25 protein-coding genes are annotated in these 24,323 nt (G+C 69.7%); 11 read left to right on the top strand and 14 right to left on the bottom strand.

Annotation, left to right across the window (positions count from 1 at the left end):
• Nucleotides 1–69: 69 nt before the first annotated feature.
• Nucleotides 70–897: an SGNH/GDSL hydrolase family protein gene (locus ACZ5Y9_RS09400; protein ID WP_464471203.1), complete on the top strand. Its 828-nt coding sequence runs from the start codon at nucleotides 70–72 to the stop codon at nucleotides 895–897.
• A gap of 5 nt (nucleotides 898–902) precedes the next feature.
• Nucleotides 903–1,469 (top strand): DEAD/DEAH box helicase family protein, encoded by a 567-nt coding sequence (locus ACZ5Y9_RS09395; protein ID WP_464471202.1) that lies wholly within the window; start codon nucleotides 903–905, stop codon nucleotides 1,467–1,469.
• Here the strand turns inward: ACZ5Y9_RS09395 and ACZ5Y9_RS09390 are convergent.
• Nucleotides 1,466–2,275, bottom strand: a complete 810-nt coding sequence (locus tag ACZ5Y9_RS09390) for a TrmH family RNA methyltransferase (protein WP_247632241.1) — start codon at nucleotides 2,273–2,275, stop codon at nucleotides 1,466–1,468. The genes ACZ5Y9_RS09395 and ACZ5Y9_RS09390 overlap by 4 nt on opposite strands.
• Nucleotides 2,276–2,358: 83 nt before the next feature.
• On the opposite strand from ACZ5Y9_RS09390, the gene ACZ5Y9_RS09385 reads away from it, so the two are divergent.
• A complete protein-coding gene (locus ACZ5Y9_RS09385; protein WP_247622515.1) occupies nucleotides 2,359–3,198 on the top strand; it encodes a Sir2 family NAD-dependent protein deacetylase in 840 nt (279 codons plus the stop codon).
• Nucleotides 3,195–3,782 carry a histidine phosphatase family protein gene (locus ACZ5Y9_RS09380; protein WP_404596423.1) on the top strand — a complete coding sequence of 196 codons (588 nt, stop codon included), beginning with the start codon at nucleotides 3,195–3,197 and terminating at the stop codon, nucleotides 3,780–3,782. The genes ACZ5Y9_RS09385 and ACZ5Y9_RS09380 overlap by 4 nt, the downstream gene beginning before the upstream one ends.
• A 25-nt stretch (nucleotides 3,783–3,807) precedes the next feature.
• Here the strand turns inward: ACZ5Y9_RS09380 and ACZ5Y9_RS09375 are convergent, their stop codons facing one another.
• Genes ACZ5Y9_RS09375 through ACZ5Y9_RS09355 form a run of 5 tightly spaced genes read right to left on the bottom strand, consistent with a single transcriptional unit; the run spans nucleotide 3,808 to nucleotide 9,735 of the window.
• Nucleotides 3,808–4,614 carry an HpcH/HpaI aldolase/citrate lyase family protein gene (locus ACZ5Y9_RS09375; protein WP_464471201.1) on the bottom strand — a complete coding sequence of 269 codons (807 nt, stop codon included), beginning with the start codon at nucleotides 4,612–4,614 and terminating at the stop codon, nucleotides 3,808–3,810.
• On the bottom strand, nucleotides 4,611–5,096 hold the full coding sequence (locus ACZ5Y9_RS09370) for a MaoC family dehydratase (RefSeq protein ID WP_464471200.1): 486 nt from the start codon (nucleotides 5,094–5,096) through the stop codon (nucleotides 4,611–4,613). The genes ACZ5Y9_RS09375 and ACZ5Y9_RS09370 overlap by 4 nt, the downstream gene beginning before the upstream one ends.
• A 9-nt stretch (nucleotides 5,097–5,105) precedes the next feature.
• Nucleotides 5,106–6,254, bottom strand: a complete 1,149-nt coding sequence (locus ACZ5Y9_RS09365) for an acyl-CoA dehydrogenase family protein (RefSeq protein ID WP_464471199.1) — start codon at nucleotides 6,252–6,254, stop codon at nucleotides 5,106–5,108.
• Entirely contained in the window at nucleotides 6,242–8,176 is a 1,935-nt protein-coding gene (locus ACZ5Y9_RS09360; protein WP_464471198.1) for an acetyl/propionyl/methylcrotonyl-CoA carboxylase subunit alpha, read from the bottom strand. Before ACZ5Y9_RS09360 ends, ACZ5Y9_RS09365 begins: the two co-directional genes overlap by 13 nt.
• A 5-nt stretch (nucleotides 8,177–8,181) precedes the next feature.
• Nucleotides 8,182–9,735, bottom strand: a complete 1,554-nt coding sequence (locus ACZ5Y9_RS09355; protein WP_464471197.1) for a carboxyl transferase domain-containing protein — start codon at nucleotides 9,733–9,735, stop codon at nucleotides 8,182–8,184.
• Nucleotides 9,736–9,846: 111 nt separating this feature from the next.
• Between ACZ5Y9_RS09355 and ACZ5Y9_RS09350 the strand changes: the two genes are divergently transcribed.
• Nucleotides 9,847–10,434 (top strand): TetR/AcrR family transcriptional regulator, encoded by a 588-nt coding sequence (locus ACZ5Y9_RS09350; RefSeq protein WP_247622522.1) that lies wholly within the window; start codon nucleotides 9,847–9,849, stop codon nucleotides 10,432–10,434.
• Here ACZ5Y9_RS09350 and ACZ5Y9_RS09345 read toward each other — a convergent pair.
• From ACZ5Y9_RS09345 to pdhA, 3 genes are read right to left on the bottom strand one after another with little or no spacing between them, the layout of a single operon-like run.
• Complete coding sequence (locus tag ACZ5Y9_RS09345) at nucleotides 10,431–11,786, bottom strand: dihydrolipoamide acetyltransferase family protein (protein WP_464471196.1); 1,356 nt, start codon at nucleotides 11,784–11,786, stop codon at nucleotides 10,431–10,433. The two genes, ACZ5Y9_RS09350 and ACZ5Y9_RS09345, sit on opposite strands and share 4 nt — an antisense overlap.
• Complete coding sequence (locus tag ACZ5Y9_RS09340) at nucleotides 11,783–12,790, bottom strand: alpha-ketoacid dehydrogenase subunit beta (protein WP_247622524.1); 1,008 nt, start codon at nucleotides 12,788–12,790, stop codon at nucleotides 11,783–11,785. Before ACZ5Y9_RS09340 ends, ACZ5Y9_RS09345 begins: the two co-directional genes overlap by 4 nt.
• On the bottom strand, nucleotides 12,787–13,905 hold the full coding sequence (pdhA, locus tag ACZ5Y9_RS09335; protein WP_464472738.1) for a pyruvate dehydrogenase (acetyl-transferring) E1 component subunit alpha: 1,119 nt from the start codon (nucleotides 13,903–13,905) through the stop codon (nucleotides 12,787–12,789). Before pdhA ends, ACZ5Y9_RS09340 begins: the two co-directional genes overlap by 4 nt.
• Nucleotides 13,906–14,075: 170 nt before the next feature.
• On the opposite strand from pdhA, the gene ACZ5Y9_RS09330 reads away from it, so the two are divergent.
• Entirely contained in the window at nucleotides 14,076–14,561 is a 486-nt protein-coding gene (locus ACZ5Y9_RS09330; protein WP_247622526.1) for an Lrp/AsnC family transcriptional regulator, read from the top strand.
• Here ACZ5Y9_RS09330 and ACZ5Y9_RS09325 read toward each other — a convergent pair.
• The gene (locus ACZ5Y9_RS09325) at nucleotides 14,521–15,420 is read right to left on the bottom strand and encodes an alpha/beta fold hydrolase (RefSeq protein ID WP_464471195.1); all 900 of its coding nucleotides are present in this window, start codon (nucleotides 15,418–15,420) and stop codon (nucleotides 14,521–14,523) included. The genes ACZ5Y9_RS09330 and ACZ5Y9_RS09325 overlap by 41 nt on opposite strands.
• A 66-nt stretch (nucleotides 15,421–15,486) precedes the next feature.
• Here ACZ5Y9_RS09325 and ACZ5Y9_RS09320 point away from each other — a divergent pair, with 66 nt between their 5' ends.
• A complete protein-coding gene (locus ACZ5Y9_RS09320; RefSeq protein ID WP_464471194.1) occupies nucleotides 15,487–16,224 on the top strand; it encodes an exonuclease domain-containing protein in 738 nt (245 codons plus the stop codon).
• Nucleotides 16,225–16,235: 11 nt separating this feature from the next.
• On the opposite strand, the gene ACZ5Y9_RS09315 is transcribed toward ACZ5Y9_RS09320, so the two are convergent.
• Nucleotides 16,236–17,240, bottom strand: coding sequence for a YihY/virulence factor BrkB family protein (locus ACZ5Y9_RS09315; protein WP_464471193.1), 1,005 nt, complete (start codon nucleotides 17,238–17,240; stop codon nucleotides 16,236–16,238).
• 164 nt (nucleotides 17,241–17,404) lie between these two features.
• Between ACZ5Y9_RS09315 and ACZ5Y9_RS09310 the strand changes: the two genes are divergently transcribed.
• The 4 genes from ACZ5Y9_RS09310 (at nucleotide 17,405) to ACZ5Y9_RS09295 (ending at nucleotide 21,083) form a co-directional block, all read left to right on the top strand.
• Nucleotides 17,405–18,331, top strand: a complete 927-nt coding sequence (locus ACZ5Y9_RS09310) for a helix-turn-helix transcriptional regulator (RefSeq protein WP_247622530.1) — start codon at nucleotides 17,405–17,407, stop codon at nucleotides 18,329–18,331.
• A gap of 84 nt (nucleotides 18,332–18,415) precedes the next feature.
• Entirely contained in the window at nucleotides 18,416–18,748 is a 333-nt protein-coding gene (locus ACZ5Y9_RS09305) for a DUF7882 family protein (RefSeq protein WP_247622531.1), read from the top strand.
• 52 nt (nucleotides 18,749–18,800) lie between these two features.
• Complete coding sequence (locus ACZ5Y9_RS09300) at nucleotides 18,801–19,406, top strand: TetR/AcrR family transcriptional regulator (protein ID WP_247622532.1); 606 nt, start codon at nucleotides 18,801–18,803, stop codon at nucleotides 19,404–19,406.
• Entirely contained in the window at nucleotides 19,407–21,083 is a 1,677-nt protein-coding gene (locus tag ACZ5Y9_RS09295) for an MDR family MFS transporter (RefSeq protein ID WP_247622533.1), read from the top strand. It begins immediately after the preceding gene.
• A 169-nt stretch (nucleotides 21,084–21,252) separates the two neighbouring features.
• Here ACZ5Y9_RS09295 and ACZ5Y9_RS09290 read toward each other — a convergent pair whose 3' ends face one another.
• From ACZ5Y9_RS09290 to ACZ5Y9_RS09280, 3 genes are read right to left on the bottom strand one after another with little or no spacing between them, the layout of a single operon-like run.
• Complete coding sequence (locus tag ACZ5Y9_RS09290; RefSeq protein ID WP_464471192.1) at nucleotides 21,253–22,101, bottom strand: transposase; 849 nt, start codon at nucleotides 22,099–22,101, stop codon at nucleotides 21,253–21,255.
• A gap of 15 nt (nucleotides 22,102–22,116) precedes the next feature.
• The gene (locus ACZ5Y9_RS09285) at nucleotides 22,117–23,277 is read right to left on the bottom strand and encodes a hydroxymethylglutaryl-CoA synthase (RefSeq protein WP_464471191.1); all 1,161 of its coding nucleotides are present in this window, start codon (nucleotides 23,275–23,277) and stop codon (nucleotides 22,117–22,119) included.
• Entirely contained in the window at nucleotides 23,274–24,323 is a 1,050-nt protein-coding gene (locus ACZ5Y9_RS09280) for a hydroxymethylglutaryl-CoA reductase (protein ID WP_247622536.1), read from the bottom strand. Before ACZ5Y9_RS09280 ends, ACZ5Y9_RS09285 begins: the two co-directional genes overlap by 4 nt.

Below are 24,323 nucleotides of genomic sequence, written 5' to 3'. Positions count from 1 at the left end.
CGGCGGAGTAGGCTCGGTCACTGCGCAGCCGCGATCGTCGAGCCGCGCGCGTTCGCGAAGGAGAGCTGGATGACAGACCAGGATTCGACCCGGACCCCCTACGTCCCCAACGAGTCGGTGCACCCGTGGCGTCGTTTCGTGGCCATCGGGGATTCCTTCACCGAGGGCATCGGCGACCCCGATCCCACGAACCCCGGGGGCCATCGCGGCTGGGCCGACCGCGTCGCCGAGGTGCTCGCCGCGCAGGTCGACGACTTCGCCTACGCGAACCTCGCGGTCCGCGGCAAGCTCATCTCCCAGATCGTGCACGACCAGATCGAGCCGGCCGTCGCGCTGCACCCCGATCTGGTGTCGATCTGCGCCGGCGGCAACGACGTCATCCGCCCCGGAACCGATCCCGATGCGATCGCGGCACAGCTGGAGGATGCCGTCACCCGGCTCGCCTCCACCGGCGCGGCCGTGCTCCTCTTCACGGGCGTCGACACCGCGTTCACGCCGGTGTTCCGCGGGTTCCGAGGCAAGGTCGCGATCTACAACGAGAACGTCCGCGCGATCGCCGAGCGGCACGACTGCATCGTGGCCGATCAGTGGGCTCTGAAGGTCGTGCAGGACATGCGGTTCTTCGACGACGACCGCCTGCACTACAACTCCCTCGGTCACCACGAGGTCGCGCGCATGGTGCTGCGCGCGCTGAACGTGCCGAACGATCTCGAGTCGCTGCAGCCGGAACCGCTGCCGATCCGCACGTGGCGCGAGGCCCGGGGCGAAGACCTCGGCTGGGCGCGCGAACACCTGGTGCCCTGGGTCCTGCGCCGGTTGCGCCACCAGTCCTCCGGAGACCACATCGCGGCGAAGCGCCCGGAGCCGTCGCCGATCTTCTTCCCCGATAGCCACTGATCCCCGTGCGCATCGTCGTCTCCGGCACGCATGCGAGCGGCAAGAGCACTCTGATCGCGGACTTCCTCGGCCTCCATCCGGGCGTCGATCATCTCCCCGATCCGTTCGAGGTGCTCGGCGAGGGGCAGGACGATCCCGGGCCGGCGTCGTTCCTCGCCCAGCTGACGATCAGCGCCCGACGGCTCGTCTCGCTCGACCCGCACGAACGCGTGATCGCGGAGCGCGGCCCGCTCGACTTCCTCGCCTATCTTCGGGCCTGGGAGGATCTGGGCCGCGGAAGCGTGCCGTCCGAGGTCCTCGAGCGCGCCGAGGCGATGATCTCCGACGCGATGCAGAACGTCGATCTGGTGGCACTCCTGCCGTTGAACGCGCACGACCGCATCTGGGTGCACGACGAGGAGGATCCCGCGCTGCGCTCCGCGATGGATGCCGCTCTCCTCGAGATCTACGACGATCGCGACCTGCGCGGAGATCGCGCGACGGTCATCGAGCTCACCGGGGATCGGGAGGCTCGGCTCACCGCGCTCGCGGCTGCGGTGGGTGCCCTCGACAGCGCCTCGGGCCTCGGCTAACGGGTCGCGTAGAAAGCGACCGCCGATGCGGCGGCCACGTTGAGGGAATCCACGCCTCCCATCATCGGGATCGTCACCCGGCGGTCGAGGATCGCGTCGGTGGCGGGCGTGATGCCATGGCCCTCGGTGCCGAACACCAGCGCAAGCCTGTCATGATCCTCGGCGACGAGGTCGTCGAGAGTGATCGCTCCCTCGCCCAGCGTCATGCCCGCGACGACGTAGCCGGCATCCTGCAGTTCATGGATGCCCGCGGGCCACTCCGGGATCCGCGTCCAGGGCACCTGGAACACGGTGCCCATCGATACGCGCACCGCGCGGCGGTACAGCGGGTCCGAGCAGTCCGGCGAGATGAGGATCGCGTCGACGCCGAGCGCCGCGGCCGACCGGAACAGCGCCCCGATGTTCGTGTGGTCGGCGAGCCCCTCGAGGATCGCGATGCGCGACCGAGCGCTCTTCTGCTCGCCCAGGGTCTCGGCGACCGACGGCAGGGGCGGACGGTGCATCGACGCGATCGCCCCGCGATGGACAGCGAACCCGGTGACCGCCTCGGCGACGTCGTCGGGCACCACGTACACGGGCACGTCGAACCCGGCGACGATGCTGCGGATGCCGTCGAGCCGCCGCTCCTGCACCAGCACCGACCTCGGCGAATGCCCCGCACGGATCGCGCGCTCGATCACCTTCGACGACTCGGCGATGTACAGTCCGCCGGCCGGTTCCCGGATGCTCCGCAGGGCCGTGTCGGTGAGCGACCGGTACTCGTCGAGTCGCGGGTCCGTCGACGAGTCGATGTGCAGGATGTCCATAGACTCCCACCTTCCCATGCGCGGGCCGCGCCTCGAGGGAGCCGGGCATCGGCCGGCCCCGTAGAATCACACGGGGAGGATCAGTGACCACGATCGCAGACGACGAGCTCCGGCTCCGCATCGAGAAGGCGGCCGACCTCCTGCGAGGTCGACGCATCGCCCTCCTCACGGGCGCGGGCGTCTCGACGGACTCGGGGATCCCCGCCTATCGCGGCGAGGGCGCCACGCCACGGAGCAACCCGATGACGATCCAGACCTACCTCGGCGACGAGGCCGCGCGGCGGCGCTACTGGGTCGGCGGTCATCTCGGGTGGCGCGCGTTCGCCCGCGCCGATCCGAACCCCGGGCACCGTGCGCTCGCGGAGATGGAGTCCGCCGGCGTCGTCAGCGGTGTGATCACACAGAACGTCGACGGTCTGCACCTACGAGCCGGGAGCTCGCACGTGATCGAGGTGCACGGCACGATGCGCCGCGTGCTGTGCCTGCACTGCGGGCAGGTCTTCGACCGCCGCGACGTCGCCGGGCAGATCGAAGAACTCAACCCCTGGATCACGGTGCCGGAGAACGTGCCGCTCGCGCCGGACGGCGATGTTCTCCCCGAGAGCATCGAAGGTTTCGTGATCCCCCGATGCACCGTCTGCGACGGCATGCTCAAGCCCGATGTCGTGTTCTTCGGCGAGTACGTTCCGCAGGACCGCTTCCGCGCCGCGGAGTCCCTGCTGCGGTCGAGCACGGCGATGATCGTCGCCGGCTCCTCGCTCGTCGTGAACTCCGGCGTGCGGCTCGTCGAGCGCGCGCGCCGCCGCAGCATCCCCCTGATCATCGTCAACCGCGAGCCGACCCGCGCGGATGCCTGGGCCGATGTCACCATCGCCGCCGGCACCAGCGACGTGCTCCCCGCCCTGCAGGAGCTTCTCTCGTGACTCTGCTCACCCTCGTCCGCCACGGCCAGACCGACTGGAACCTGGCCCGCCGTATCCAGGGATCGACCGACATCCCGCTGAACGACACCGGACGGGCCGATGCCCGATGGGCGGCGGAACAGCTCGCGGACGGCGTGCACCACACCATCTACGCGAGCCCACTGGTACGGGCGCGCGAGACCGCCGAGATCATCGCGGACCAGCTCGGACTGACCGCGCCCACGCTCGATTCCGATCTGCGCGAGCGCGAGTTCGGCGAGGGCGAGGGCATGCTCGTCGCCGACTACCTCGAGACCTACGGCGACTGGGACGCCGAAGTCCCCGGCGCCGAGACGCTCCAGGGCGTGGCTGATCGAGCGCTCAGGGCGCTCGATCGGATCGCCCTCGATGCGCGTCGCCGTTCGGCTCCCCTTGCGGAGTCCGTCATCGTGGTCGCGCACGGTGGCGTGATCCGCTCGCTGATCGACCACGTCTCGGGAGGCACGCTCCCCCGCGTCGGCGACATCATCCGCAACGGCTCCGCAACGCGGTTCGAGGCGTCCCCGGGTTCGCTGCGCCTGCTCGAAGAGACCGTTCTGCTCTGAGGGGCGCGGGCCGGCGCGTGCCCGCTCAGTTCGCCCGCGCGACGATCGAGCGGGCGTGCCGCAGCACCGGTTCGTCGACCATCCGGCCCTCGAACCGGAAGACGCCCCGCTCCTCCTCGGCCGCCGCGAGCACTCCGCGCGCCCACTCGACGCTCGCCGGATCGGGACGGTAGGCGGCGCGGATCACCGGCACCTGCGAGGGGTGGATGCACGCCGTCGCGCGGAACCCGGAGGCGACGGCATCCGAGGCTTCCTCCTCCAGCCCGTCGACGTCGTCGATGTCGACGTGCACGGCGTCGATGGCGCCCTTGCCGTGCGCGCCGGCGGAGAGCAGGATCCTCGTACGCGCGTACCGGGCGACGTCGCGGTACGTGCCGTCCGGACGACGGCTCGATGTGCCGCCGAGCGATGCGACCAGATCCTCCGCACCCCACATGAGGGCGACGACCCGCTCGTGCTCCGCGATGCTCTCGGCCGCCTGCACCCCTCGGGCGGTCTCGCAGAGAGCGATCACGGCGTAGTCCGTGTCGAAGACGTCGAGCGTCGACGGATCCTCGGTTTTCGCGACCATGACCGTCCGGAACGGCGAGGCAGCCACGGCGGCCAGATCGGCGGCGAACTCCGCACTGCCCGGCGCGTTGACGCGCACGATGGCGCGCGCCGGATCGAGGGCGGCCGTCCGCACGTTCTCGCGCGCGGACGCCTTCGCCCCAGGGAGCACGGCGTCCTCGAGGTCGAGGATGACGGCATCCGCCCGTTCCGCCGCTTTCGCGAATCTCTCCGGACGGTCCGCCGGGCAGAACAGGAGCGCGGGTCCCAGGTCGAAGGTCATGAGGTCTCCTCGGGCCGGCGGCGCACGAGCACCGAGCGGGTGGCGGTCGCGACGATCGTGCCGTCCTGGTTGCGGCCGGTGTGGGCGATCTCCACGATCCCCTGGGTCGGACGCGACGACGAGGGCCGCATGCCGGTCACGACGCTCTCGGTGTACAGGGTGTCGCCCGCGAAGAGCGGATGCGGGAAGCGGATGTCGCCGAATCCGAGCTGTGCGACGAGCGTGCCCTGCGTCAGCTGGGCGACCGACGCGCCGACCATCGTCGAGAGCGTCCACATCGAGTTCATGAGGCGGTCGTGGAAGGGCTCCTGCGCCTCGGCGAACGCCGCATCGAGGTGCAGGGCCTGCGTGTTCATCGTGAGGGTCGTGAACAGCACGTTGTCGGCCTCGGTGGCCGTGCGACCCGGGCGGTGCAGATAGCGGGTCTCGAGTTCGAACTCCTCGAAGTACATGCCCCTCTGGACGATCTCCTGCGCGCTCATGCCCCCACGCTACCCGGCGAGTCCGAGGCCCCGCGCGATCACGAGCAGCTGCACCTCGGTGGTTCCCTCGCCGATCTCGAGGATCTTCGAGTCGCGGTAGTGGCGCGCCACGGGGAACTCGTTCATGAACCCGTTGCCGCCGAAGATCTGCGTGGCATCGCGGGCGTTGTCCATCGCCGCCTCGCCCGAGACGAGCTTCGCGATCGCCGCCTGCTCCGCGAACGGGCGGCCCTCGTCGCGCAACCGTGCCGCATGGTGCCAGGCGAGACGGGCCGTGTGCACACGCGCCCGCATGCGTGCCAGCGTGAACTGGGCGTTCTGCCGGGTGCTCAGCGCGCTGCCGAAGACCGTGCGGCTCTTCGCATAGGCGACGGCCTCCTCGAGGCAGCCCTCGGCCGCGCCGGTGGCGAGTGCGGCGATGGCGATGCGCCCCTCGTCGAGGATGCTGAGGAAATTGCGGAAGCCCTCTCCCCGCTCACCGAGCAGGTTCGCGGCGGGAACCCGCACCCCGTCGAGGGTGAGCGGATGCGTGTCGGAGGCGTTCCACCCCACCTTGTCGTACGGCGCTTCGACCGTGAAACCGGGCGTGCCGTTCGGCACGATGATCGTCGAGATCTCCTTGCGACCGTCCACACTCCCCGTCACCGCCGTGACGGTCACGAAACGCGTGATCGGAGTGCCGGAATTCGTGATGAACTGCTTGGTGCCGTCGACGACCCAGTCCTCGCCGTCGAGTCGTGCGGTCGTGCGCGTGGCACCGGCGTCGCTCCCCGCCTCCGGTTCGGTGAGCCCGAAGCCGGCCAGGGCGCGGCCGGCGAGCAGGTCGGGGAGCAACTCGTTCTTCTGCGTCTCCGTGCCGAAGCGGAAGATCGGCATGGCGCCGAGGCTCACACCGGCCTCGAGCGTGATCGCGATCGACTGATCGACCCGGGCGAGTGCCTCGATCGCGATGCCCAGCGCGAGATAGTCACCGCCCTGTCCGCCGTACTCCTCCGGGAAGGGCAGGCCGAACAGTCCGAGATCTCCCATCTGCGCGACCACGTCCATCGGCAGGGTGTGCGTGCGGTCCGCCTCGTACGAGCGCGGAGCGACGACGGTCTCGGCGAACTCGCGCACCATGCCGGCGAGTTCACGCTCCTCGGGGCTCAGGTCGTCCATGTGTCTGTCTCCTCCGTCGTCGTATCCGTCATCACGCGCACGACGGGTTCGCCGCGCCGCACCTGATCGCCCACGGCCACGAGCACCCGCACGACGCCGTCGTGCGGAGCGAGCACCGGGTGCTCCATCTTCATCGCCTCGATCGACACGAGCGCTGCTCCCGCCCTCACATGGTCGCCATCCTGCGCGTGCACCGCGACCACGCTCCCCGGCATGGGCGCACGCCCTTCCGGCTCGGTGGCGGATGCCGCGTCGGACCGGGCAGCGAGGCGACGATCGAGCGCTGCGCGACGGTCGAGCGGGCGCAGGCGCACGCCGCGCCCGTCCTCGGCGACCCAGATCGCTCCGTCCGCATCGGCTCGTGCGACCGCGTGGCGCCGCACGCCGTCGAGGGGTGACGCCTCCACGACGGCGTCATCGTCGGTGAGGAACACTCGCGCCGCTGCGGCCGATGGAACGCCGCTGAGACGCCATCCCGAGCCGTCGTTCCAGGGGAACAGCGCATCGGCGTCCGCCGGGTCGGAGAGCACGACCCGCGAAGCCGCGTCGAGCATGCCGGGTGACGGCGGCTCCGGTGCGATCGGGAGCAGGGTCTCGATGAGCCCGGTGTCGAGGTCGCCGGCTCGCACGCGCTCGTCCTGGCAGAGGGTGCGCAGGAACGCGATGTTCGTCTCGACACCCAGCACGACGGTGCGTGAGAGAGCGATGTCGAGACGCCGCAGTGCGGTCTCGCGATCGTCTGCCACGGCGATGATCTTCGCGATCATCGGGTCGTAGAACCCCGATACCTCGGATCCGGTCTCGACGGCGGAGTCGACGCGCACACCCGGCGGGGGTGTGAAGAGCAGGACGGTCCCCGTCGAGGGTACGAAGCCCCGTTCGGGCGCCTCGGCGTAGACGCGCGCCTCGACCGCATGACCGTGCACGACGGGCCCGGCATCGAGGGCGAGTCCTGCAGCGACGCGTAACTGCAGCGCCACGAGATCGAGACCCGTCACCTCCTCAGTGACCGGATGCTCGACCTGCAGGCGCGTGTTCATCTCGATGAAGAACACCTCCGTCGGGTCGTCGGCGTCGATCAGGAACTCGACCGTGCCCGCCCCGATGTACGACACGCTCTCGGCAGCGCGCACCGCCGCCCGGAAGAGGTCCTCCCGGGTGGCGGCGGAGATGCCGACCGACGGTGCCTCCTCGATGACCTTCTGGTGCCGCCGCTGGAGCGTGCATTCGCGCTCGCCGAGGGCGATGAACGTGCCGTGGACGTCACCGAACACCTGCACCTCGATGTGCCGGGGACGCCGGAGCAGGCGTTCGAGAACCAGGGAATCGTCGCCGAAGGCCGCTGCCGCGACGCGGCGTGCGGAAGCCAGCGCACCGGACAGATCGGATGCCGCCGCGACGACCTCCATCCCCTTCCCGCCGCCGCCGGCACTCGGCTTAACGAGCAGCGGGTAGCCGACGGCATCCGCCTCGTGCGCGATCCGCTCGTCGTCGAGCCCCGCGGCGTCGAAGCCCGGGACCACGGGCACGCCGTGACGCACCACATGCTCGCGGGCGCGTGCCTTGTCCCCCATGATCTGCAGCGCCTCGATGCCGGGGCCGATGAAGACGATGCCGTTCGCGCGGCAGGCTTCGGCGAGGCCGACGCTCTCGGAGAGGAAACCGTAGCCAGGGTGAATGGCCTGGGCGCCCGTGTCGACGGCCGCCGCGATGATCGCGTCGATGTCGAGGTACGAAGCGCTCGCCGGGGCCGGGCCGATCCGCACCGCCTCGTCCGCCTCGCGCACGTGAGGGGCATCCGCGTCGGCGTCGCTGTAGACCGCGACGCTGCGGATGTCGAGCGCGGTGAGGGTGCGGATCACGCGCCGTGCGATCTCGCCGCGGTTCGCGACGAGGACCGTGTCGAAGAGGTGCTCGCTCATCCCACTCACATCCGGAAGACGCCGAAGCGCGGTTCGGGCAGCGGCGCGCGCGAGACGACGTCGAGCGCGAGCCCGAGCATCTGCCGCGTCTGCTGCGGGTCGACGATCCCGTCGTCCCAGAGGCGGGCGGTCGCGTAGTACGGCTCGCCCTGCTCCTCGTACTGGGCACGGATCGGTTCTTCGAAGTCCGCGCGCTGCTGCGGGGTCCAGGACTCTCCGCGGCCGGTGAGCTGGTCCTCCTTCACGGTCGCCAGGACGGATGCCGCCTGGTTGCCGCCCATCACCGAGATCCGGCTAGCGGGCCACGTCCACAGGAAGCGCGGCGAGTAGGCGCGCCCGCACATCGAGTAGTTGCCCGCGCCGAAGGATCCGCCGATGATCACAGTCAGCTTCGGCACCCGGCAGCTCGCGACGGCGGTGACCATCTTTGCGCCGTCCTTCGCGATCCCGCCTGCTTCGGCGTCGGAGCCGACCATGAAGCCGGTGATGTTCTGCAGGAAGAGGAGCGGGATGCCCCGCTGATCGCACAGCTCGATGAAGTGCGCTCCCTTGAGCGCGGACTCGCTGAAGAGCACGCCGTTGTTCGCGACGATGCCCACGGGGTGCCCGTGTATCCGGGCGAAGGCGGTCACCAGCGTCGTGCCGTACTCCGCCTTGAACTCGCGGACGCTGCCGCCGTCGACCAGGCGATCGATCACCGCGTGCACGTCGTACGCGGCGTTGACGTCGACGGGGACCACGTCGTACAGCGACCCCGCTTCGTCGGGTTCGCGCGTCGGGAGGACCTCCCAGACCGGCTCGCGCGGTGCCGGGAGCGTGCGCACGATGTCCCGGAGGATCTCGAGCGCATGCTCGTCGTCCTCGGCGAGGTGATCGACGACCCCGCTGCGGCGCGCATGCATCTCTCCCCCACCGAGCTCCTCCGCCGTGACGACCTCGCCGATCGCGGCCTTCACCAGCGGCGGACCGCCGAGGAAGATCGTGCCCTGCCCGCGCACGATGACCGTCTCGTCGCTCATCGCCGGTACGTAGGCGCCACCCGCGGTGCACGATCCGAGCACCGCCGCGAGCTGCGGGATGCCCTCGGCCGACATCCGCGCCTGGTGGAAGAAGATGCGACCGAAGTGGTCGCGGTCGGGGAAGACCTCGTCCTGCTTGGGGAGGAACGCCCCGCCGGAATCCACCAGGTAGAGGCACGGCAGGCGGTTCTCGCGTGCGATCTCCTGAGCACGCAGATGCTTCTTGACCGTCATCGGGAGGTAGGTGCCGCCCTTCACGGTCGCATCGTTGCAGACGACCATCACGTGCCGGCCGTGCACCAGTCCGATGCCGGCGATCACTCCGGCTCCCGGCGCTTCGCCGTCGTACAGCCCGTCCGCCGCGAGTGGCGCCACCTCGAGGAACGGACTCCCCTCGTCGAGAAGTCGGTCGACGCGCTCGCGCGGCAGGAGCTTCCCCCGGGCGACATGGCGCTGGCGCGAGGCCTCCGGGCCACCGAGCGCCGCGGCGGCGAGTCGCGCGTGCAACTGCTCGGCGAGGGCCTGCTGGGTTGCGGGCATCGCGGTGTCCTCCTCGACACGCTTCGGCGCAGCCCCGGTGCTGGCGCTGCACACGATCTTTCGGTTAGTGTGCACTAACCCGATGATTCAGGTTAGCGAGGATTAACTGAGATGACAACCCCGGTCACCGCGCGTGATCGCGCGAAGGCGGAGCGCTCGGATGCCATCCGACACGAGGCCGCGCTGCTCTTCGCCGCCCGCGGGTACAACGGCGTCAGCCTCGAGGACATCGGGGCCGCCGTGGGCGTCTCCGGCCCCGCCGTCTACCGTCATTTCGCGGGGAAGCAGGCGCTGCTCGGTTCCGTGCTCGTGAAGGTCAGCCACGATCTCCTGACGGGTGGCACACGGGTGGCGACCGCCGACGCGGACGCCGAGGAGAGGATGGAGGCGCTGATCCGCTTCCACGTCGACTTCGCTCTGCGCAACGCCGCGGTGATCCAGGTGCAGGACCGGGATGTCGTGCACCTGGCCGACGACGACCGCGCCGATGTCCGGCACGTGCAGCGCGACTACATCGAACTGTGGATCGACACGCTCGCCCCCCTGCTTCCAGCCGACCGCGACGAGCTGCGCCTGCGCGTGCAGGCCTGTTTCGGCCTCATCAACTCCACGCCGCACAGCACCCGTGCTGCGGCGCGCCGCCACGCGGCCACCGGCGACGTGCTGGCGCGCATGGCTTCCGCGGCGCTGCGCAGCTAACCGAAGAGCATCGCCCGACCCGGCTCCTGCAGCACGTCGGCGACGTCGCGCAGGAATCGCGCACCTTCGGCCCCGTCCACCAGACGGTGGTCGAACGAGAGGCTCAGCGTCATCATGTCGCGCACCGCGATCTCGCCGCGGTGCTCCCAGGGCTGGCGTCGGATCGCACCCACCGCGAGGATTCCCGACTGCCCCGGCGGCAGGATCGGCGTGCCGGCATCGATGCCGAAGACCCCGATGTTCGAGATCGAGAACGTGCCGCCCTGGAGTTCCGCCGGTGTGGTCTTCCCCGCGCGAGCCGTGGCCGCGAGATCGCGGATCGCATCCGACATGCCGCCGAGGCCGAGACCCTCGGCATCGCGGATGTTCGGCACGATGAGTCCGCGGTCCGTCGCCGCAGCGATACCGAGGTCCACGTAGCGGTACTGGACGATCTCCCCGGCCGCCTCGTCCCAATGCGCGTTCAATCCTGGCGTTCGACCGAGCGCCAGGCACACGGCCTTGGCGACGACCGCGAGCGGGCCGATGCGGTGCTCGCTCCAGACACGATCGGCGCGGAGCGAGTCGAGCAGTTCGACCGTGGCCGTGACGTCGACCGTGTGGAAGACCGTGACGTGCGGCGCGGTGAAGGCGCTCTCGACCATCGCGGCCGCCGTGTGCTTGCGCACGCCCCGGATGGGGATGCGCACCTCGCGCGCCCCCTCCTCCGATGCGCCGAACGCGGGAGAGGTCTCGCGCCGTGGCGCCGCGGCTGTCCGGCCTCCGGCGTCCGCCCCGGTCGAGGCGAAGGAATCGATGTCCGCGCGGGTGATCACGCGATCGCCGACGACGGCCGCGACCACGGCGAGATCCACGCCCGCGCGCTTCGCATACGCGCGCACGGGCGGGGTCGAGCGCGGGCGCTCCACGACCGCCGGCTCGGCCGTGACCGAGGGGGACGCGTCGTGCGGTGCGGCCTCGATCACGGCCGCATCGATCACCGGCGCGCTCGTTACTGCGCGCCGCGCGCGCCGTGCAGGCCGCCCCGACGTCGACGGGGCCGCCCCGTATCCGACGAGATTGGGCTGAGCCCGTTCCGCTCCGGCCGTCGGAGCGGAGGCATCCGCTTCCTCGCCCACGACCTCGAAGGCGATCAGGGGCGAGCCGACCGCGACGGTCTCTCCGGCGTCGGCGTGCAGCTCGGCCACCGTTCCCTCATAGGGTGAGGGGAGTTCAACGACCGCTTTCGCCGTCTCGACCTCCGCCAGCGTCTGGTTGAGCGCGACCTGCTCACCGGGAGCGACCAGCCATTGCACGACCTCGGCCTCGGTGAGGCCCTCGCCGAGGTCGGGGAGGCGGAACTCGGCGATCATGCGTCCACCCCCGTTCGTGCGCCGCGATCGAGCACGCGATCCACCGCATCCAGCAGCCGGTCGAGATCGGGAAGGTGGTACTTCTCGAGCTTCGCGGGCGGGTACGGCACGTCGTGCCCCGTCACCCTCAGGGGCGCCGACTCGAGGTACTCGAAGCAGAACTCCGTGATGCTCGCGATCACCTCGGCGGCGACACCAGCCTCCCGCGAGGCTTCGTGCGCGACAACGACGCGACCCGTCTTGCGCACGGAGGCGGCCAGCGTGTCGTAGTCGACCGGCGAGAGGGAGCGCAGATCGACGACCTCGATCGATACGCCCTCGTCCTCCGCGGCCGACGCGGCCTCGAGCGCGGTGGACACCATCGCGCCGTAGGTGACGAGGGTCACATCCGTCCCCCCGCGGACCACCTGAGCGAGCCCCATCGGTACGGCATCCGCGAGCGGCGCATCCAGGTCGACCTCGCCCCTGTGATGGTAGAGGCGCTTCGGTTCGAAGAAGATCACCGGATCGTCGGAGGCGATCGCCTGTCGCAGGCTGCGATAGGCGTCCTCGGGATTCGAGACGGCCACGACGCGCAGCCCCGCGGTATGGACGAAGTACGCCTCGGGCGATTCCGAGTGGTGCTCGGCGGCGCCGATGCCCCCGGCCCACGGGATGCGGATCGTGATCGGCATCTTCACCCGCCCCTGCGTGCGGTAGTGCAGCTTCGCCACCTGCGCCACGATCTGATCGAAGGCCGGATACACGAATCCGTCGAACTGGATCTCGACCACCGGGCGATAGCCGCGGAAGGCGAGTCCGACCGCCGTCCCGACGATCCCGGACTCCGCGAGCGGCGTATCGATCACACGACCGGCGCCGAACTCGTCGAGGAGGCCGTCGGTGATCCGGAAGACGCCGCCGAGCTTGCCGATGTCCTCGCCGAGGAGCACGACCCGGTCGTCGTCGCGCATGGCCCTCCGCAATCCCGCGCCGAGCGCCTTGCCCAGAGTCAGCTCCGTCATGCCGTCGCCTCCTCGAAGCCGGCGAGGTACTCGGCGTACTCCTCGCGTTGGCGGTCGAGACCCGTGTGCGGTTCGGCGTAGACGCCGTCGAAGACCGCCAGCGGCGGACGGGTCACCATGCCGAGGCACTGCGCCCGCATCTCCTTGGCGACCGCGTCGGCGGTCTCCTGCGTCTGCGCGACGTACTCCTCCGAGAGCTCGCCCGCGGCGCGCAGGTGAGCTTCGAGACGGCTGATCGGGTCGCGGCGGCGCCAGGCGTCGAGCTCGCCCTCCGGCCGGTAGCGCGTGGGGTCGTCGGCAGTCGTGTGCGGCCCCATCCGGTAGGTGACCGCCTCGATGTAGGCGGGTCCCCTGCCCGAACGAGCGTGATCGAGCGCCCACCGCATCGCGGCGAGGCAGGCGAGGACGTCGTTACCGTCGACCCTCAGGCTCGGGATGCCGAAGCCCGGGGCGCGACCGGCGATCGGGTACTGCGACTGCACCGCCACCGGCTCGGAGATCGCCCAGTGGTTGTTCTGGCAGACGAAGACGACGGGGGCGCGGTACGAGGCCGCGAAGATCATCGCCTCGTTCACGTCGCCCTGACTTGTGGCACCGTCGCCGAAGTAGGTCACGGCGACCTCATCGGCCCCCTCGTGCCGGATGCCGAGCGCATAGCCGACGGCGTGCAGCGTCTGCGCACCGATGATGATCTGCAGCGGTGCGACCCGCAGTGCGGCCGGATCGTACGCCGATCCCTCTTCACCGCGCCACATGCGCACGTAGTCGCCGGGCTGAGCGCCCCGGGCATAGATGACGCCGGTCTCGCGGTAGCTCGGGAAGACGTAATCGCGATCCTCCAACGCCCGGGCGGTGCCGATCTGCGTCGCCTCCTGCCCCTGGCACGGCGCCCAGAGGCCTAGCTGACCCTGCCGCTGGAGCGCGACGCCCTCGGCATCGATCCGCCGCAGCACCACCATGTCGCGCAGCAGTCCGCGCAGCACGTCATGGTCGACGTCGGCGACGAAGGGGTCGAGTTGCGGATGCCGCACGCGGGTGCCGTCCGGATCGAGGAGGCGCTCTGCGAGCTCCAGATCCTGCTCGGTGTCGGCGATGGGAGTGATCTGCGGTGACATCATCGTCCTCCTCGTTCTCAGCAGCCCTCGTGAGGCTCTCGCGCTGGAGCCGGCGACGATGCCGGCATGCCCCGAGCGTACGTCCGCTGAACACGTCGCTCAAGCATCCGAGAGGGGCTTGAGCATGTTGCCAAGCATCCGAGAAATCCGTCCTGCTATCGTTTGGCACTATGCCAGGACTGGACCGCACCGACCTCGAGATCCTCGCCGCTCTCGCCGACGACCCGCGCGTCACGATCGTCGCGCTCGCAGAGACCCTGCGGCTGTCGCGCAACACGATCCAGGCGCGCATGACCCGGCTCGAACAGACCGGGATCTTCCTCTCCTACGAACGCGCCTTCTCCCCCGACGTGCTGGGATTCCCGCTGCAGGCGTTCGTCAGCATCGGAGTGCGGCAGACAGAGCTCCCGCGCATCATCAACGAGCTCGCCCGCATCCCGGAGGTCGTGCAGGCGCACGGGCTCAGCGGCTCGATCGACCTGCTCGCACGGGTCGCCTGCCGCGACGCGCGTCACCTCTTCGACACCGACGCGCGGATCCTGTCGATCGAGGGCGTGGAGCGCACCGAGACGTCTCTCGCGATGGGCGAGGTCATCCCGTTCCGGGTCGCCGGACTCATCGGCCTCGCGCGACGGGAATCCGGAGGAAGCGTCTGATCGCACCGGCGGCCTCGGCCGGCGTCTCGTAGTGGATCAGGTGACCGACCTCGGCGATCTCGACGAGCGCCGCGTCGTCGAAGAGGGTCGCGAGCGTGCGCTCGGCCTCGATCGGCGTGATGTCGTCGCGCTGCGCGGCCACCAGCAGCGTCGGGACGTGGATGTCGGGAGCGAACCCGCGCACGTCGTGCGAGACGCTCGCCACGAAGGCGTCGCGGAGCACGTCGCGATCCGAGAAGCGCGAGAAGTACGTGTCGTGCTGATCGTGGATGAATCGGCGCAGAGCGGGGTCGGAGGTCTTGGCCATCGTGATGCTCATCACCCGCACGATGAGGCGGTTGCGCAGAAGCGCGGTTCCGAGGCGTTCGGGCAGACGCGCTCCCAGGGCGTAGTACAGCACGGCGAGCCGTGTCATCACACCCTTGGGGCCTTCCAGCGCCGGCGCCCCGATGGGATTGAGGAGGATCAGGCGGGGCGTCACGAGCCCGCGCGCCACGGCCGCGGACGTGACGATCGACCCGAACGAGTGCCCGAGGATGACGGCGCCGGGGGCGACCTCCCCCACGAAATCGCCGAGCCACGCCGCGTACTCATCGAGGTCGTGCGTGCGTCCGGGAAGCGGAGCCGTCTCACCGAAGCCGGGCAGATCGGGCGCGATCACGCGTGCCTCCGGGAGGAAGGCGAGAACCGGCTCCAGCCCGTGATGCTCTCCGCGGAAGCCGTGCACGGCCACGATCGTGGTCTCGGCATCCTCGGGGCCGTACACCCAGTACGCCGTCGTGCCACCGCGCACTTCTGTCTCCCGTCGCTCGACGGGAAGTCGAGCCAGGCGGTCGGCGTACGGAGAGGGCACGGTCATGTCACGAGTCTACGGATTCCCGAGCGCCTCCCTCCGAATGTCCGAGCCCGGATCTAGCGTGGGCCCATGGCCGACGATCTCCCGCTCCCGCCCTGGCTGCGCCGTGTCGGCGTGTTCGACCTGGAGACGACGGGGATCGACGTCACATCCGATCGCATCGTCACCGCGCATGTCGGCGTGCTCGACGCCGAGGGCCACCAGATCGTGGCCCGTACCTGGCTCGCCGACCCCGGTGTCGATATCCCGGAGGGAGCGACCGCGGTGCATGGCGTCACGACCGCTCGGGCACGGGCGGAGGGGCGCCCCGCACGCGAAGTCGTGGCCCAGGTGCTGATCGCCCTGCGTTCGCTCCTCGATCAGGGCATCCCCGTCGTCGCGTACAACGCCTCCTACGACTTCTCACTCCTCGCGCACGAGGCCGTCCGACACGGACTGGCCCCGCTGTCCGATCCCGCGCCCATCATCGATCCCTTCGTGATCGACAAGGCCGTCGATCGCTACCGCAGGGGCAAGCGCACTCTCGGCCTCGTCGCCGCCCATTACGCGGTGGCCCTCGACGGCGCACACGAGGCCGCGGCCGACGCCATCGCCGCGGGACGGGTGGCCCAGGCGATCGCGCGACAGTTCTCGCTGCCCGACACTCTCGACGATCTGCACACGCGGCAGATCGGGTGGGCACGGGCTCAGGCGGAGAGCCTGACCGAGTACTTCATCAGCATCGGCCGCCTCGATCCGGAAGAAGCGGTCGACGGTACGTGGCCGGTGCGTCCGCACGCCGTCGACGCGGCCAACCCGCTCCTCTGACGATCGCGCGATCACGGCCGATCGCGGAGCCGACGCGCCTCGGCGATCTCGGCGCTCCGTCGCGCCTGCTTGCGGACGACCCGTGATCGATCCCGCAGCGGGAGGCGCGGACTCGCCTCTGCCGGGATCCCCGCGCTCAGCTCCCGCGCACGCTCCAGGGACGCATCGAACTCCACTCCGAGAACGAGAGCGAGGTTCGCGATCCACAGCCAGAGCAGGAGCACGATGATGCCGGCGAGCTGCCCGTACACGCGCTCGTAGTCGACGATGCTCGAGACGTACAGCCCGAACGCGAGAGAGGCGATGGCGAGAACGACGATCGCCATCGCCGCACCCCAACTGAGCCAACGGAATCGCGGATGACGGATGTTCGGCGCACGGTCGTACAGGAACGCGACGGTGGCGACCACGATCACGACCAGTATCGGCCAGCGCGCGATCCGCCAGACCAGGAGTGCGGCCTCCCCGCCGCCGAGCTGCTCGCCGATGGCCGCGGCGACGGACGAACTCGCGGCGCCCACGGCCACCGCAGCCGCCGTGGCGAGGAGCACGACGAGCGCCACCGCCACCTGCATGGACTTGAGAGCCCAGGGCGAGCGTCCCTCGTCGACGTCGTAGACGCGATTCATCCCGCGGCCGAGGACGGCGATGTATCGGGCGACGGCCCAGATCGTGAGTCCGATACCGATGATCAGCGCGGGGCCCGCGAGAGCGGAGTCCGCGAGGCCGTCGACGGCGTCTGCGATCGTCATCGCCGACTCCTCGGGCGCGACGGCGCGCACGACCTCGAGAACGAAGGTCACCGCCGTGGAATCGCTTCCGAGGAGGCTGACGACCGAGACGCCGACGAGCATGGCCGGCACGAGGGCCAGCACGGAGTGGAAGGTCAGCGCCGCCGCGATGTCGGCAGCGCCGTCGTCGGCGAACTTGCGCGCGGTTCCGCGCGCCACGAAACGCCAGGATCTGGCGCCGAGATCGTGCGGTGCCGGCGGGCCGTCCGACTGTTGAGTCGCCATCATCCTCCTGAGAGTCGGTGCCGAACTTTGCACACGACGGCGCCCGGGAACAAGGGGGTTGACGCTGTGTGACGCCCGCCGCTATCCGTGAATATGAGCAGCATCACCGTCCGGTACCATCCGAACGCACTGGAATATATCGGTGGCGCCACGAGGGGGACGCGGTGAGGTTCAGATCATACGAGGTCGAGCGGGTCGAGGAGACCTGGCGGCAATACGTTCCCTCTGCCTCCTTGCAGCGCGTGGATCCGAATCGCTTCATGTTCGACTGGACGTCGGCCGAACTCGGAAGTCTGACGCTCGTGCGGTACGACCTCGCGGCGGAGGTGCAGTCCGTCGCGCAACCGGAGAACGAGCTCCTGGTCTGCCGGGTCGCCGCGCCCAACGCCGAGGTCGGCTCCGGGAGGGAGTCCATCGACGCCGGCCAGCCGTGGTTGACCGACGGCGCGCAGGTGCATGCGCGCTGGGAGCACACCGCGCGCGTGCGCGCCCTGGTGATCGACCGGGCGGCGGCGCAGGCACGCGTACGCCAGATCACCGGAGACGACAGACTCACACTCCGATCGTCCGGCCTCGCCCCGCGCGACGAGGAATCCGGACGCCACTGGGAGCGCACGGTCGCGTATCTCGAGGATGCGGTCGCCGAGACCGCCGCCGACGGCATCCTGCGCGCCGAGCTCGAGCGCCATGCGCTGGCGGTCACGCTGTCGGTCTTCCCCACGAGCATCCACGATTCGATGTCGCGCGCGGCTCAGCGCGGGGCCGCTCCGATCGCCGTGCGACGAGCACTCGTGTTCATCGACGAGAACGCGCACCGCCCGATCACGATCGACGACGTCGCCGCTGCCGCGTTCATCTCGACACGCGGCCTGCAGTACGCCTTCCGCCGGGCGCTGGACTCGACTCCGGCCGAGTACCTGCGCCGCGCGCGTCTGGCGGGCGCGCATCGCGACCTCTCCGACGGGGGCCATGGTTCGATCGCGGTGGTGGCACGACGCTGGGGTTTCAGCCACCCGTCGCGCTTCGCCGCGTCATACCGTTCGGAGTACGGGGTGGCGCCGTCGGCCACCGCGGCCCAGGCGCGCAGATGACATCGGGCGCACGGACGTTTCGCGTCAGCGGCGCGTCGTTCCGTGCGGGAGACCGAGCGTCGCGGGGCACCGTAGAGTCCGATTGTGGGCAGTCTCTACTACGGCGATAGCGCCGAACCGATCGGCATCGAGGATCGCGCACTCGCGCACCTGAAGGTCGTGATCTCGACCAAGCTCCGGCGCAACGAGAGCTTCACGCTGTCGTGGAAGCACCCGGAGACGGATGCCGTTGGACGATCGACGATCTGGTTGCACCCCTCCATTCCCCTCCGCTTCGTCTTCGATGAGGCGGAGCCGCCGGAACTGAGCCGCCAGTGGATCGAGGCGCTCGCCCATTCTGCGAACTCGACCGGCGGGATCGCTCTGATCGATGAGCAGATCAGTTCCGATGCGCCTCTGGAGGCCTCGCGCGGCTGACCCGCCCCTCCATTCAGTGCACTCCAAGGTTTGAAGTGCAAACTTGCACTCTATGGAGAACAATGCACCTTCGCTCCGCGATGTTCGCAAGCGCGAGACCATCCGCGCACTCACCGACACGGCTCGACGCCTGACGATCGAGCGCGGCTTCGCCGGGTTCACCGTCGAAGAGGTCTGCGCCGAGGCGGGGGTCTCCCGCCGCACGTTCTTCAACTACTTCGAGAGCAAGGACAACGCGGTCTTCGGATACACCGAAATCGATCCGCGCCTCGTCGAGCTCGACGACGAGTTCGTGGCGAAGAGCGGTGACCTGCTCGACGACTTCGTCGACGTCGTGGTCCGTCGCTGGGAGATGCTCGACCCGCTGTCCGACGCCCCCGCCCTCCTCCAGGTGATCGAGCACGAACCGCGACTGCTGAAGGGCGCGTTCGAGCGATTGGCCGAGAACGAGCGCCGCGACGTCGCCCTCATCGTGCGCCGCGAAGGCGCCGATCAGACGATGCGCGCCGAGGTCGTCGTCCACACCGTCGGCGCCTGCATCCGCCTGGCCGTCGCTCAGATCCTGGATCACCAGTCCCCCATCCCGTTCGGCCGACTCGTCGCCGAACGCCTCGACATCGCCCGCGACCTCTTCACCTCCGCACAGAAAGACCACTGAATGTCCACCACCGCCACGGCAGATGCGCCCTTCCTGCTCACCAAGCGCCGCATCTGGATCATCTTCAGCGCCCTGATCGCCGGGATGCTGCTCTCCAGCCTCGATCAGACCATCGTCTCGACCGCGATGCCGACGATCGTCGGCGAACTCGGCGGCGTCGACCATCAGGTGTGGATCACCACGGCCTATCTCCTCGCGACCACCATCGTCATGCCGATCTACGGCAAGTTCGGCGACGTGCTCGGCAGACGGAGCCTGTTCCTCGTGGCGATCGCGCTCTTCACCCTCGCCTCGGTCGGCTGCGCGTTCGCGACGGACTTCTGGATGTTCGTCGTCTTCCGCGCGCTGCAGGGCCTCGGCGGCGGCGGATTGATGATCCTCTCGCAGGCGATCATCGCCGACATCGTTCCGGCGAACGAGCGCGGCAAGTACATGGGCCCCCTGGGTGCGGTCTTCGGCCTCTCCGCTGTGGCCGGGCCGCTGCTCGGCGGCTTCTTCGTCGATCACATGACCTGGCAGTGGGCGTTCTACATCAACATCCCCGTCGGCATCGCCGCGTTCATCATCGCCCTCGTCGCCCTCAAGCTCCCCAGCAAGAAGGCCGAGAAGCCGATCGACGTGTTCGGGGTCATCTTCCTCTCGATCGCCACGACCTGCCTCATCTTCTTCACCGACTTCGGTGGCGACAAGGACTTCGGCTGGTCCTCGATGGCCACGTGGGCCTGGGGCGCGGGACTGATCGTCGCGGCGACCGCGTTCGTGATCACCGAGTCCCGCGTGCAGGACCCGATCATCCCGCTGAGCCTGTTCCGCAATCCGATCTTCGTGAACGCCACCGCGATCGGGCTGGTTCTCGGCATCGGGATGTTCGCCGCGATCGGCTTCGTGCCGACCTTCCTGCAGATGTCCTCCGGCACCTCCGCCGCGGCATCCGGACTGCTGATGATCCCGATGATGGTGGGACTGATCGGAACCTCGATCTTCTCGGGCATCGCGATCTCGAAGACCGGTCGCTACAAGGCCTATCCGATCGTGGGAACGGTCCTCACCGGCATCGCGATGGTCGCCATGACCACGCTGTCGGCCGAGACGCCCATCTGGCTCATCTGCGTGTTCCTGTTCGTCTTCGGCGCCGGACTCGGCCTCATCATGCAGGTCGTCGTGCTGGTCGTGCAGAACGCCGTTCCGGCCGGTGAGATCGGTACCGCGACGAGCACGAACAACTACTTCCGCGAGGTGGGGGCTTCTCTCGGGACGGCGGTGTTCGGCACGATCTTCACCACCCGTCTCACCGAGAACCTGCTCGGCGTGTTCACGGATGCCGGAGCGTCGTCTTCCGACGCCGCCCAATCCGCCGCGACGATCGACCCGGCCACCCTCAACTCACTGCCCGACGAGGTGCGCGACGGAATCGTCACCGCGTACGCCGACGCCCTCGCTCCGGTGTTCTGGTACCTCGTGCCGTTCATCGTGCTCGCGCTCGTGCTCTCGCTGTTCCTCAAGCAGATCCCCCTGTCGGATCAGGCAGGACTCGTCGCGCGGGGAGAGGCCATCACGGGCGAGGAAGCCGAGAAGCTCGAGGCCGAGCTGCGTGCGCGGCCGACGCCGGGCGCCCACGGCGATGCCCCGGACGCCCCGTCCGGATCGGATGCCGAGACGAGGCGTTCCTCGCGGTGATCAGACGGAAGGCCCCGGGCGCATGCGCGTCCGGGGCCTTCCGTCTGCGGTGACCTCGGACTCAGCGCACCTGCAGCGGTGTGCCGAGGGGCAGGAGCTGGGAATGGAACGGTTCAGCGCCACCGGAATACTGATATCAGACTCAATTCCTTCGCATACAGTCATCTGTTCATACGGAGTCCAGGTCCGCGCGCGCCCGATCGAGGGCATCGGAGGCGACCTGGACGGCCTCTGTCGCCGTGGCCACGCGCGATCTCGCCGCGTCGGCGTCCTGCCGCGCACCGTCCAACTCGACGCGGGTGCGCGCCAGCTCCCGCTCGAGAGCGACGATGTGGGCGCTCGCCTCGTCGATGCGACGGTCGGCATCGCGGCCCGCGCTCTCCGCCGCGGCCCGCGCGCGTTCGGCGGACGCGACGGCATCCTCGGCATCGCGCACGGCACGCTCGGCCTGACGTTTGCGACGCCGCTCCGCCAGCTCGTCCACATGGTGCTCGGGAGCGGCCTCTCCCCCGTGCACCGGTCCCCCGGCCATGACGTCGCCGAGCGCCACGCTCTCGGAGGGCTCGATCTCGCGGATGAGGCGTCCGGAAGCGACGGCGATCGATGCCGCCTCGTCGAAGAACGCCGCGCCGATCGTCTGCTGCACGGCATCCAACGTGCCCGGAGTGACCTTCTCGCCGCGGGCGATCGCAAGGTCGCGGGCCTGCTCGGCGAGCCTGCGTGTCAGCGCCCGGCGCTCGCGACCGAGCCGAGCCAGTGCCGGCGCATCGAGATCGTCCTGAGCTTCACGGAGCTCGCGAGCGAGTCGCAGCGCCTCACCCAGCTCCGCAGCGCGTTCCTGCGCGAAGACGTTCACCACCCAGGCGGCGATCGACGGCTTGCGCAGCGCCGCGATCTCCGCCGCGAGCCCGCGGTCGGAGGCCTGTTTCGCGCTCGCACGACGGGCGCTCACGAACTCGCCGAGTGGACGCACGTACAGCTCGGTCGCAATCGTCGTCAGCTCGTCGCCGGCCGTCATGCTCCGAACGCTACCTCATGCGTCAGTGCGGGCGTACCGGCGCGCGCGCCCCTGAACCCCGATGAAGTGGAACGGCGCCGGCGATGTCGGCGCGATCTCACGGTCGACCTCGCTCGACGCCGAGTGCGCGGCGTGCAGCGCCCGATACGCATCGACGTCGAGCGGCTTCCGGGAATCGAGGATGCGCTTCGTCGCCTCGGTACGGAGTGCCGTGCGGTAGCCGGGGTGAATTCGCAGCGAGAAGAACTCGCCGATGCTGCCCGAGCCGTAGCTGTACATCCCGACGCGCCGATCGGTCAGGTCGTCTTCACCGTCGAGAAGGGCGGCGAGAGCGAAGTAGAGGGATGCCGTGTACGAGTTTCCCAAACGACGGTTGTACCGAGTGGTCGGCTCCATCTGAGCGGGCGTCAGCGCGGCGCCGGTGTGCACCGCCAGGCGCTGGTGCGCCTTCACCGCCATCCGCGTGAACGGCTGGTGGTGGCAGAAGTAGTCGATCGACTCGATAGCCGCGCCCCCGCGCGCTCGATAGTCGTCCCATGCCCCGACGAAGGCGTCGAGATAGGCGTCGATCGAGAGCTTGCCGTTCACGACGGCCGTGTCGCTGTCGTTCGGTCGCCAGAAGTCGTCGACATCGGCGGTGTGGATGCCGGTGGCCGGCTCGACCTCGGCGATCGCGGGATTCTGCGTGACGAGCATCGCCACGGCACCGGCGCCCTGCGTGGGCTCCGCGGCGGTGTCGACCGCGTATCGGGCGACGTCCGCCGCGATCACGAGCACCGACTCCTCCGGTTGGCGCGCGACGATCCCGAGGGCGAACTGCAGAGCGGCCGTGGCGGAGTAGCAGGCCTGCTTGAGCTCGACGACGCGCGTCGCGGGGTCCAGTCCGAGGAGCTCGTGCACGAACACCGCCGCCGACTTCGACTGATCGACGCCCGACTCGGTCGCGAAGAGCACGGTGCGGATGCCCGAGGCTCCATGGCGCTCGACGATGGGCAGCGCGGCCGCGGCCGCCATCGTGACGATGTCCTCATCGGGGGCGGGGACGCTCATCTGATCCTGACCGAGGCCGATCCGATACTTGTCGGGATCGATGCCGGCGCGCTCCGCGAGGAGGGCGAGATCGAGAACGCGGCTCGCGGTGGCGATGGACAGGTCGTGGATGCCGACGACGGTCACTTCGCACCTCCCTGACGACGCTCGAGCAACAGATGCGAGGCCATGAGTTCTCCCTGGTTGGTCTGGGCCGCGAGCAACGACAGCTCGCCGCACAGCACCGTCGCGGCGATGAGCGAGGCGAGGCGGCGGGCGTTGCCTCCCGGCGCGCGCTCCTCGCGGCAGCCGAGACGCTCGAGCGCGTCCTCCACGGCCGGGAGGTCCTTGCCGTTGCCGACGGTGCCGACGATGAGGTTCGGCAGCGTGCAGGAGAAGAGCAGGTCGCCGTCTCCGCGCTCCTCCGCATAGGTGATGCCCTGCGAGCCCTCGACGATGTTCGCCGCGTCCTGCCCCGTGGCGAGGTAGAACGCGAGGAGCATGTTCGCGTAGTGCGCGTTGGCGGAACGCAGCGCCCCGGCGATCGTGGAACCCACGAGGTTCTTGCGCACGTTCAGTTCGACGATGCGACGGGCCGTCGAACGCAGCTGCTGCTCGACGATGTCGGCGGGGATGAGGATCTCGGCGATCACGCTGCGCCCCCGACCGAGGATGCCGTTCACCGCGGTGGCCTTCTTGTCGGAGCAGTAGTTGCCCGAGATCGAGCCGTACTCCAACTCGGGGTGCCAGGCGAGAACCCGTTCCATGAGCCCCTCGGCTGCCAGAGTCACCATGTTGTGACCGGACGCGTCTCCGGTCGTCAGCGCGAACCGCACGAACAGCAGGTGTCCGACGATCTCGGTGTCGAGGTCGATGAGCCGCGCATGACGGCTGCGCTCCGAGACGACCGCTCCGAGCTCGTCTCGGCGCGCCTCGATGCTGCGGGCTGCAGCGACCGCATCGGCCGCCGATGGCGCGACGAACAGCGAGGATCGCGTCATCCGCTCGTCCACCACGGTGGCGCGGATGCCGCCGGCGACGAGCCGCGATACCCGGGCACCCCGCCCCACCGACGGCCACAGCGGCGACTCGTAGGTCGCGAGCGGCACGGACTGCTCGCCCTCGACCTCGCCGCTGAGCAGCAGCGGACCGACCCAGCGCGTGGGGATGGGGGTGAACAGGGCGTCGGACAT

Source organism: Microbacterium sp. T3-8, assembly GCF_055398145.1.
This window is presented reverse-complemented; position numbering and strand designations above follow the sequence as displayed.